Below are 8,232 nucleotides of genomic sequence, written 5' to 3'. Positions count from 1 at the left end.
CGTGGTGGCCGAGGACGGAATCGAACCGCCGACACGGGGATTTTCAATCCCCTGCTCTACCAACTGAGCTACTCGGCCACTTGTTTCGTTGCAGCGATGTCGCTGCCGAGGACGCGCATATTACGGACGTAGGACAGGTTCGGCAAGCGTTTTGGAAAAAAACCTTCACATTGGTGTCTGCGGCCGGCGGAAGGCGCTGCAAGTGGTTGATCCTGCGTAGAGCCGGCTCGACCGGGATTGCCGGACGCGGAAAACAGCGGCCCGCCGCTGACGCCAAAGCTGACGGGGCAAGCGATGCAGGCATGGAGTAGGGACGGCGCCGATGGAACGCTGTTTTCATGGCACCCACGAGGGCGTGGCGCCGCGTACTGTCGCGGTTCCCCTCCCGACGCTGCCCGCAGCAGAGCCATTGGACATGTCCGATTCAACTACCCGCATCGTGCTTGCCTCGCGCCCGCAAGGTGCGCCGGTCGCCGCAAATTTCCGCCTCGAACGGGTGCCGCTGCCGGCATTGGCCCCGGGCCAGGTGCTGCTGCGCAACCGCTACCTGTCGCTGGACCCGTACATGCGCGGACGCATGGACGATGGCCCGTCGTACGCACCGCCGGTCGCAGTGGATGCGGTGATGGAGGGCCAGACCGTGGCCGAGGTGCTGCAGTCGCAGGCGCCTGGCCTGGCGGTGGGCGAGCTGGTGCTGGCCCCCGGCGGCTGGCAGACGCATGCCGTGGTGGCGGGTGATGCGATCAGCCGGCGCCTGGATCCGGCCGGGCTGCCGCTGAGCACAGCATTGGGCGTGTACGGCATGCCGGGGTTCACCGCGTACTCCAGCCTGATCGAAATCGGCAAGCTGCGACCCGGCGAGACCCTGGTGGTGGCCGCTGCCAGTGGACCGGTCGGCGCCACCGTGGCGCAATTGGCGAAGCTGCAAGGCGCGCGCGTGGTTGCCATTGCCGGCGGTGAGGCCAAGCGTGCGTATCTGGAAACACTGGGCGTGGACGTGGCGCTGGACCATCGCGCCTCTGGTTTTGCCGAACAGCTGCGCGCTGCCGTGCCGGATGGCATCGACGTGTACTTCGAGAACGTGGGTGGGCATGTGCTCGATGCCGTGCTGCCGCTGCTCAATGATTTCGCGCGCATTCCGGTGTGCGGCACCATCGCGACCTACAACGCCCGCGGCGTCGCGCAGCCTGGGCCGGATCGGCTGCCGGCACTGTTCAGCCAGATCCTGCGCCAGCGCCTGACCGTGCGTGGCTTCATCGTGCATGACTTCAAGCATCTGTGGCCGGAATTCGAGCGCGACATGCCGCAGTGGCTGCGCGATGGGCGCATCCAGTATCGCGAAGACGTCGTGCAGGGCCTGGAAAATGCACCCGAAGCCTTCTTCGGCCTGCTGCAGGGGCGCAACTTCGGCAAGCTGGTGGTGAAGCTGGATTGAGCGATCGCTTTATTGAAGGCACCGGAACATTCCGGTGCCTCCCTTCTTCTAACGCACGCCGTTCGTTGGCCTACTGGGCGAAACGCAGCTGATTGGCGGCGCGTATCTGGATCTGGTAGATGTTGAGCGGGCGGCGGTAATTGCCGGGGTGTGATGGCTGCACGCGCTGTTCGCAGGCAGCCGACCGCCGCATCACGCAGGCGCGGCTAGCGTTGTCGGCGTCGCGTCGGCCTGTTGCCGGCGCCGAGGGAGCGATTCATGACCGAACACGACAAGAAGCCCTCCAACGCACGCGAAGGTGTGCAGGAGAGTCGGCAGGACCGGCAGCAGGATGAAGTGGCCAAGCAGCGTCCCGGCCAGCAGGACCAGAAGGTGCGCGATGCACATTCGCGTGCACCCGCGCGCAAGGACGGCGGGCAGGACCCGGCCTGAGCGTCTGGCCAGAACAGAAAGCCCCGGCAGTGCCGGGGCTTTCTGTTTTTCATATGGTGGAGCCAAGGAGGATCGAACTCCTGACCTCGTCATTGCGAACGACGCGCTCTCCCAGCTGAGCTATGGCCCCATGGGGGTGTTGCATCCCGTGGGCAGCGGAGCTGACGCCACGTGACGGCCCTAGCATAGCGCTGGCCGGTGCCGGCTGCAAAGGGGCGGGCCAGACACAGCGGCGCAGGTGCTCTGCGCCGCTGCAGTCCGGGCTCAGGGCAGCAGTGCCGCCGCGCGCTGGATCGCGATGTCGGTCGCCGCCGACACACCATGCAGGTGGATGCAGGCGTGGATCATCCCCGGCAGGCGCTCCAGCGTGCAGTCCACACCCGCTTCCCGCAGGTTGGCGGCGTACTGTTCAGCTTCGTCGCGCAGCGGATCGAACTCACAGCTCAGCACCGTGGCCGTCGGCAGGCCACGCAGATCGCGGGCGTGCAGGGGCGAAGCCAGCGCCTGTCGGCGGTCACTGTCGCCGAGGTAGGCCTGCCAGCAGCGCTGCATCAGTTCGGCGCTGAGGTAGTAGCCGTCGGCGAACTCGCGGTAGGTGCTGCTGGCCATGGTGCCATCCAGTGCCGGGTACAGCAGCAGTTGATGCGATGGCAACGGCAGCCCCTGATCGCGCAGCAGCAGGCAGCACGCGGCGGCGAGATTGCCGCCGGCGCTGTCGCCGCCGATGACCAGACGCGCTGGATCGAGGCCCAGGGCGGCGGCATTGACCTGCAGCCACAGCCAGGCATCGGCGACGTCGTGCAGCGGCGTCGGGAACGGATGCTCCGGCGCCAGGCGATAGCCGACGGCAGCGACGACATGGCCGCTGGCATTGGCCAGGGCCCGACAGGGGCCGTCATAGACCGCCAGCGAACACTGGAACCAGCCACCGCCGTGGGCGAACAACAGGGCCGGGCGCGGTTCCGTGCTGATGGCTGCGGGCGTATACAGGCGCACGACGAGCGCATGGCCGTCGCGCGCGCTGATGACGTGCTCCACGACATGCGATACCGCCTCGGTGGCACCCTGCAGCGTGGGCAGCGCCTGTTCGCTGAGTGCACGCAGTTCCAGCAGATCGTCTGGCAGTGGTTGCGCCGCCACCGCATCCACGAACGATTGCAACGCAGGTTCAAGCGGCATGACCAGCCTCCTGCAGGAACGGCAGCAGTTGGGCGAGGAAGGCGTGCGGTGCTTCTTCCATGATGAAGTGGCCACAACCCGGCACGACGCTGCCGCGCAGGTCATCGGCGTGCGGCTGCAGGGTCAGCATCGGCGCGTTGCCAGTGGCGTGCTCGGCGCCGATGGCCAGCACCGGCATCGTCAACCGGCGTTGTGCGCGGAGCTGGTTCTGGCGGATGGTTTCCGGAATCGCGCGGTACCAGGCAAAGCCTGCACGCAACGCGCCGGGGCGGCTGTAGGCAGCGATGTAGGTTTCGCTGGCCACCGCATCGCGCCGGTATGACCAGCGGTCGAACATGAAGTCCAGGTAGGCACGTTCGCGACCGGTGATGAGGGCCTCGGGCAGATCGGCCACCTGGTTGAACATGAAGTGCCACAGGAAGATGTTGTCGGCCGGCGCGGCGAAGATGCCCGGCTCGGGTGCCAGCCCGGGAATCACCGCCTCGGTCACGGCCAGGCGCTGCACCGCCTGCGGCTGGTCGCTGGCCAATGCATAGGCGATCCACATGCCGATGTCATGGCCGACCACCTGATAGCGCTCGTGGCCCAGCGCCTGCATGGTCTGGTGCAGTACTGCGGCGGCGCTGCCGGTGTCGTAGCCGTGCGCGGGACGATCGGATTCGCCGATGCCGGGCGGGTCGACCGCGATCGCTTCGAAGCCGGCCTCGGCCAGGGCATGCAGCACGTGGCGCCAGGCGTACCAGGTCTGCGGCCAGCCGGGAATCAACAGCACCGGTTGACCGCTGCCGGCGGAGACGCAATGCACGCGCTGGCCGTCGATGCGCAGGTAGTGGTGGCGCACGGTGTCGTCGCCGGGGGTACCAGCGGTGGAAAAATTCGTCATGGGGATGTTCCTGTGGGGGCTCAGGCGATGCCGAGCATGTGCTGCAGCTGGGCGCTGCTGATCGGCGCGCCGGCGAAGTCGTCGAAGATCTTGTCGGTGACCGGGATGATGTGGTCGCGGATGAAGGCGGCACCTTCGCGCGCACCGGCTTCCTGGTCCTTCAGGCAGCACTCCCATTCCAGCGTTGCCCAGCCGGCGTAGTCGTACTGCGCCAACTTGGAGAAGATCGACTTGAAATCGACCTGGCCGTCGCCCAGCGAGCGGAAGCGGCCTGCGCGTTCGGTCCAGTCGGCGTAGCCACCGTAGATGCCCTGGCGACCATTGGGACGGAACTCCGCATCCTTGACGTGGAACATGCGGATCAGCGGATGGTAGATGTCCAGGAACTGCAGGTAATCCAGCTGCTGCAGCACGAAGTGGCTGGGATCGAACAGGATGCGGCAGCGCTCGTGCTGGCCCACACGCTCGAAGAAGCGTTCGAAGCTGGTGCCATCGTGCAGGTCTTCGCTGGGATGGATTTCGTAGCAGAGGTTGATGCCGTTGTCCTCGCAGGTATCGAGGATCGGCCGCCAGCGGCGTGCCAGCTCATCGAATGCGGCATCGATCAGGCCCGGCGGACGCTGCGGGAAGGGGAACAGGTAGGGCCAGGCGAATGAGCCGGAGAAGGTGCCCATGTCCTGCAGCCCGAGCCGGCGCGAGGCGCGGGCGGCCAGATGCAGCTGCTGCTGTGCCCATTCGCTGCGTGCCTGCGGGTTGCCGCGAAGTGCTTCCGGTGCGAAACCATCGCACAGCTCATCGTAGGCCGGATGCACCGCCACCAGCTGGCCCAGGATGTGGGTGGTCAGCTCGCTGACCTGCAGGCCGTGCTCGGCCAGGGTGCCACGCAGGTCATCGCAGTAGTCCTGGCTGTCGGCGGCGGTGGCCAGGTCGAACAGGCGCGCGTCCCATGCCGGAATCTGCAGGGCCTTGAAACCATGACCAGCTGCCCAGGCGGCGATGCCGGACAGGCTGTCGAACGGCGCCTGGTCGCCAGCGAACTGCGCCAGATGCAGGCTGGGGCCTTTGAGGGTTTGCATGTGTTGCTCCAATTGTTTGTCAGTCGACAAAGAATAGGCGTGTGCATCGGGATGGTCAACACCCGCGTTACACTGCGCGCCTCAGAACGGCAGGCAGGCAGATGGCAGGGCGACCGCGCGAATTCGACAGGGACCAGGCATTGCGCAAGGCGATGCTGCTGTTCTGGCAGCACGGCTATGAGGGCACCTCGATGTCGGCCCTGGTCGAAGCGCTTGGCATTGCCTCGGCGCGCATCTACGCCGCGTTCGGCAGCAAGGAGCAGCTGTTCCGCGAAGCGGTGGCGCTGTACGAGGAAGGCGAGGGCGGCTTCGCGCCGCGCGCGCTGGAGCAGGCGTCACTGCGCGATGCGATCGGCAGCATGCTGCGGGATGCAGTGTTGACCTACACCCGTCGCGGTCGTCCGCATGGCTGCCTGGTGGTGTCCTCGGCCAGCAGCGTGTCACCGGATGGCGAGGGCGTACGCGACTGGCTGGCCAGCCACCGCCGCCAGCGCACGGCGGCGATCATCGCGCGGCTGCAGCAGGCGCAGGCGGCTGGCGAGCTGGCGGCCGATCTATCCGTGCAGGCGCTGGGTGATCATTTCGCCACGGTGCTGCATGGCATCTCGGTGCAGGCGCGAGACGGCATCAGCCGCGAACGCCTGCTGGCGATGGTCGAGGTCGCGCTCGCGCCTCTACCGAAGGACGGCTGAGGCCGGACTGTGCCGAAAGCGGCTTGATGCCCCTGCTGCCTGCCGGCGCAACGAAATTGTAACAATTTGGAGGATAATGGCCGCTTGCGCAGTTTTCCTCCTATTTGCCGCCCGGCCAGCGCAGGCCGCACGGACGCCTCCTCAGAGCTTTCGATGCCTTCCCATTCCGATTCCCGCCGTTCGTCGGGCACGTCGTCCTCCTTCGTTTCCTTCCGTCGCCATCCGCTGGCCCTGGCCTGCGCAGGCCTGGCGCTGGCTGCCAGCTTCGGTGCTGTCGCGCAGGACAGTGCACCGACCCCGACCGGGCTGGACACCATCACCGTGACCGCCGAGCACCGCGAGCAGAACCTGCAGGAAGTGCCGGTGTCGGTAGGCGTGGTGCAGGGCGAGCGCATGCGCGACTTCACCGCCGGCGGCGACGACACCCTGCTGGCGTTGTCCGGCCGCGTGCCGAGCCTGTATGCGGAAACCACCACCGGCCGCATCTTCCCGCGCTTCTACATCCGCGGCCTGGGCAACATCGATTTCTACCTGGGTGCCTCGCAGCCGGTGTCGATCATCCAGGACGACGTCGTGCTGGAGCACGTGGTGCTGAAGTCCAACCCGGTCTATGACGTGGACCAGGTTGAAGTGCTGCGCGGTCCGCAGGGCTCGCTGTTCGGTCGCAACACCACCGCCGGCATCGTCAAGTTCGACACCCTCAAGCCGACCCAGGATTACAGCGGTCGCGTCAGCGCCAGCTATGCCTCCTACAACAGCGTGTCGATCGACGGTGGCTTCGGCGGCCCGATCAACGACATCGCATCGTTCCGCGTGTCGGCGCTGTACCAGCACCGCGACGACTACGTCGACAACACCTACACCGGCCCCAGCGCCGACGGCACGGTCAGCCCGAAGAAGAACGCCATGGGCGGCTTCGACGACCGCAACGTGCGCGCGCAGCTGCTGCTGACCCCCAGCGACCAGTTCTCGATCCTTGCTTCGGCCCACGCCCGCGACTACGAAGGCACCTCGACCCTGTTCCTGCGCAACGCACTGACCAAGGGCTCGAACAAGACCGACGTGCCGCGTGACCAGGTCGCCTACGACGAGGCCGACAACAACCCGCAGGCGTACAAGACCTACGGCGGTTCGGTGAAGGCGCGTTATGACTTCGGCGCGATCGACTTCACCTCGATCACCGCTTACGAGACCACTTCCGGCTACAGCCGCGGTGACACCGACGGCGGCGCTGCGGTCAACTTCCCGGTCAATGGCGTGCCGAACGGCTACGGCCAGTCGATGGGCCAGATCCGTGACCTGGACCAGTGGACCCAGGAGTTCCGCCTGGCCAGCCATGACGACAGCGCCCTGCAGTGGCAGGCCGGTGCGTTCTACTTCAACGGCAGCGACACCACCGACTTCTACCAGCGCGCCTGGTTCCTGAAGGGCGCCGCGCGCAACCCGAACAATTGGGTGCGCCTGCGCAACAAGAACACCTCCTGGGCCGGTTTCGGCCAGCTCAGCTACGCCTTCACCGACAAGTTCACCGTCACCGCCGGCCTGCGCCAGACCCGCGATGAGAAGCACACCCGCCTGCTGAAGACGGCCGATACCGCTGCCGGCCTGGTCACCTACAAGGGCCGCACCGACGTCAAGATGACCGACACCACCCCGAGCTGGGATCTGAGCGCGATGTATCAGATCACCCCGGACGTGAGCGTCTATGCGAAGGTCGCCCGCGGCTTCCGTGGCCCGACCATCCAGGGCCGTTCGGCGGTGTTCAATGCCGACTTCACCACCGCCGATTCGGAAACGATCCTGTCCTGGGAAGCGGGCGTGAAGAGCAGCCTGTGGGACAACCGCCTGCGCCTGAACGCCACCGCGTTCACCTACACCGTCAACGACATCCAGCTCAACGGCAACGATTCGGACGGCAACGGCGTGCTGTTCAACGCCGACAAGGCCAAGGCCTACGGCTTCGAAGCGGACATGGAGCTGCGCCCGATCCAGAACCTGACCCTGAGCGCCGGCCTGAGCCTGCTGCACAGCGAGATCAAGGACAAGCGCGTCTACGCGCAGGTCTGCGGCCTGAACGGCCAGGTCGTGTGCACGGTGAACGATCCGACCATCAAGGTCGGTGCCAACACCTTCGCGCAGATCGATGGCAACCCGCTGCCGAACGCACCGAAGTACAACATCAACCTGGCAGCGCGCTACGACTTCCCGGTCAGCGACGCGGCCACGATGTTCGTGTCCACCGACTGGAACAAGCAGGGCTACACCAGCTTCGTGCTGTACGACAGCAAGGAGTTCAACTCCAAGGGTGATTTCGAGGGTGGCCTGAAGATCGGCTATTCGGGCAACTACGGTGCCTACGAAGTGGCGCTGTTCGCGCGCAACATCACCAACGAGAAGAACCTCAAGGGTGTGATCGAGAACTACATGGCCGCGGTCTACAACGAACCGCGCACCGTGGGTGTTTCGCTGAACATGAACTGGTAAGCCGCATCGGCCGGTATCGCACGCGATACCGGCACCCTTGCACTTTCCTGC

The 8,232-nt window shown here is 66.1% G+C and carries 7 protein-coding genes and 2 tRNA genes; 4 read left to right on the top strand and 5 right to left on the bottom strand.

The features are described 5' to 3' along the window. Positions 1–2 precede the first annotated feature (2 nt). Positions 3–78: transfer RNA gene (locus tag AC07UW_RS14615), tRNA-Phe, on the bottom strand. Between the two features lie 337 nt (positions 79–415). Between AC07UW_RS14615 and curA the strand changes: the two genes are divergently transcribed. Then, entirely contained in the window at positions 416–1,435 is a 1,020-nt protein-coding gene (gene curA, locus AC07UW_RS14610) for an NADPH-dependent curcumin/dihydrocurcumin reductase (RefSeq protein ID WP_495212298.1), read from the top strand. 258 nt (positions 1,436–1,693) lie between these two features. After that, complete coding sequence (locus tag AC07UW_RS14605) at positions 1,694–1,867, top strand: hypothetical protein (RefSeq protein WP_223495832.1); 174 nt, start codon at positions 1,694–1,696, stop codon at positions 1,865–1,867. A 54-nt stretch (positions 1,868–1,921) separates the two neighbouring features. On the opposite strand, the gene AC07UW_RS14600 is transcribed toward AC07UW_RS14605, so the two are convergent. The 4 genes from AC07UW_RS14600 to AC07UW_RS14585 form a co-directional block, all read right to left on the bottom strand. After that, positions 1,922–1,997 (bottom strand) — tRNA-Ala (locus AC07UW_RS14600). A 134-nt stretch (positions 1,998–2,131) separates the two neighbouring features. After that, complete coding sequence (locus AC07UW_RS14595) at positions 2,132–3,046, bottom strand: alpha/beta hydrolase (RefSeq protein ID WP_495212297.1); 915 nt, start codon at positions 3,044–3,046, stop codon at positions 2,132–2,134. Continuing rightward, complete coding sequence (locus AC07UW_RS14590; RefSeq protein ID WP_495212296.1) at positions 3,036–3,929, bottom strand: alpha/beta fold hydrolase; 894 nt, start codon at positions 3,927–3,929, stop codon at positions 3,036–3,038. The genes AC07UW_RS14595 and AC07UW_RS14590 overlap by 11 nt, the downstream gene beginning before the upstream one ends. Before the next feature lie 20 nt (positions 3,930–3,949). Continuing rightward, positions 3,950–5,005 carry a sugar phosphate isomerase/epimerase family protein gene (locus tag AC07UW_RS14585; protein WP_248149240.1) on the bottom strand — a complete coding sequence of 352 codons (1,056 nt, stop codon included), beginning with the start codon at positions 5,003–5,005 and terminating at the stop codon, positions 3,950–3,952. Between the two features lie 101 nt (positions 5,006–5,106). On the opposite strand from AC07UW_RS14585, the gene AC07UW_RS14580 reads away from it, so the two are divergent. Beyond that, positions 5,107–5,697: a TetR/AcrR family transcriptional regulator gene (locus tag AC07UW_RS14580; RefSeq protein WP_312786097.1), complete on the top strand. Its 591-nt coding sequence runs from the start codon at positions 5,107–5,109 to the stop codon at positions 5,695–5,697. Between the two features lie 153 nt (positions 5,698–5,850). Beyond that, entirely contained in the window at positions 5,851–8,181 is a 2,331-nt protein-coding gene (locus AC07UW_RS14575) for a TonB-dependent receptor (RefSeq protein WP_495212295.1), read from the top strand. Positions 8,182–8,232: the final 51 nt, after the last annotated feature.

It is taken from the genome of Stenotrophomonas sp. GW821-FHT02D01 (genome assembly GCF_059421765.1).
Note: the sequence above shows the minus strand (reverse complement) of the source record. Positions and strands in the feature narration are given on the sequence as shown.

Bases quoted from the DNA above. Each gene is read 5' to 3' on its own strand.
- curA (WP_495212298.1), top strand. From the start codon at position 416: ATGTCCGATTCAACTACCCGCATCGTGCTTGCCTCGCGCCCGCAAGGT.
- AC07UW_RS14605 (WP_223495832.1), top strand. From the start codon at position 1,694: ATGACCGAACACGACAAGAAGCCCTCCAACGCACGCGAAGGTGTGCAG.
- AC07UW_RS14595 (WP_495212297.1), bottom strand. From the start codon at position 3,046: ATGCCGCTTGAACCTGCGTTGCAATCGTTCGTGGATGCGGTGGCGGCG.
- AC07UW_RS14590 (WP_495212296.1), bottom strand. From the start codon at position 3,929: ATGACGAATTTTTCCACCGCTGGTACCCCCGGCGACGACACCGTGCGC.
- AC07UW_RS14585 (WP_248149240.1), bottom strand. From the start codon at position 5,005: ATGCAAACCCTCAAAGGCCCCAGCCTGCATCTGGCGCAGTTCGCTGGC.
- AC07UW_RS14580 (WP_312786097.1), top strand. From the start codon at position 5,107: ATGGCAGGGCGACCGCGCGAATTCGACAGGGACCAGGCATTGCGCAAG.
- AC07UW_RS14575 (WP_495212295.1), top strand. From the start codon at position 5,851: ATGCCTTCCCATTCCGATTCCCGCCGTTCGTCGGGCACGTCGTCCTCC.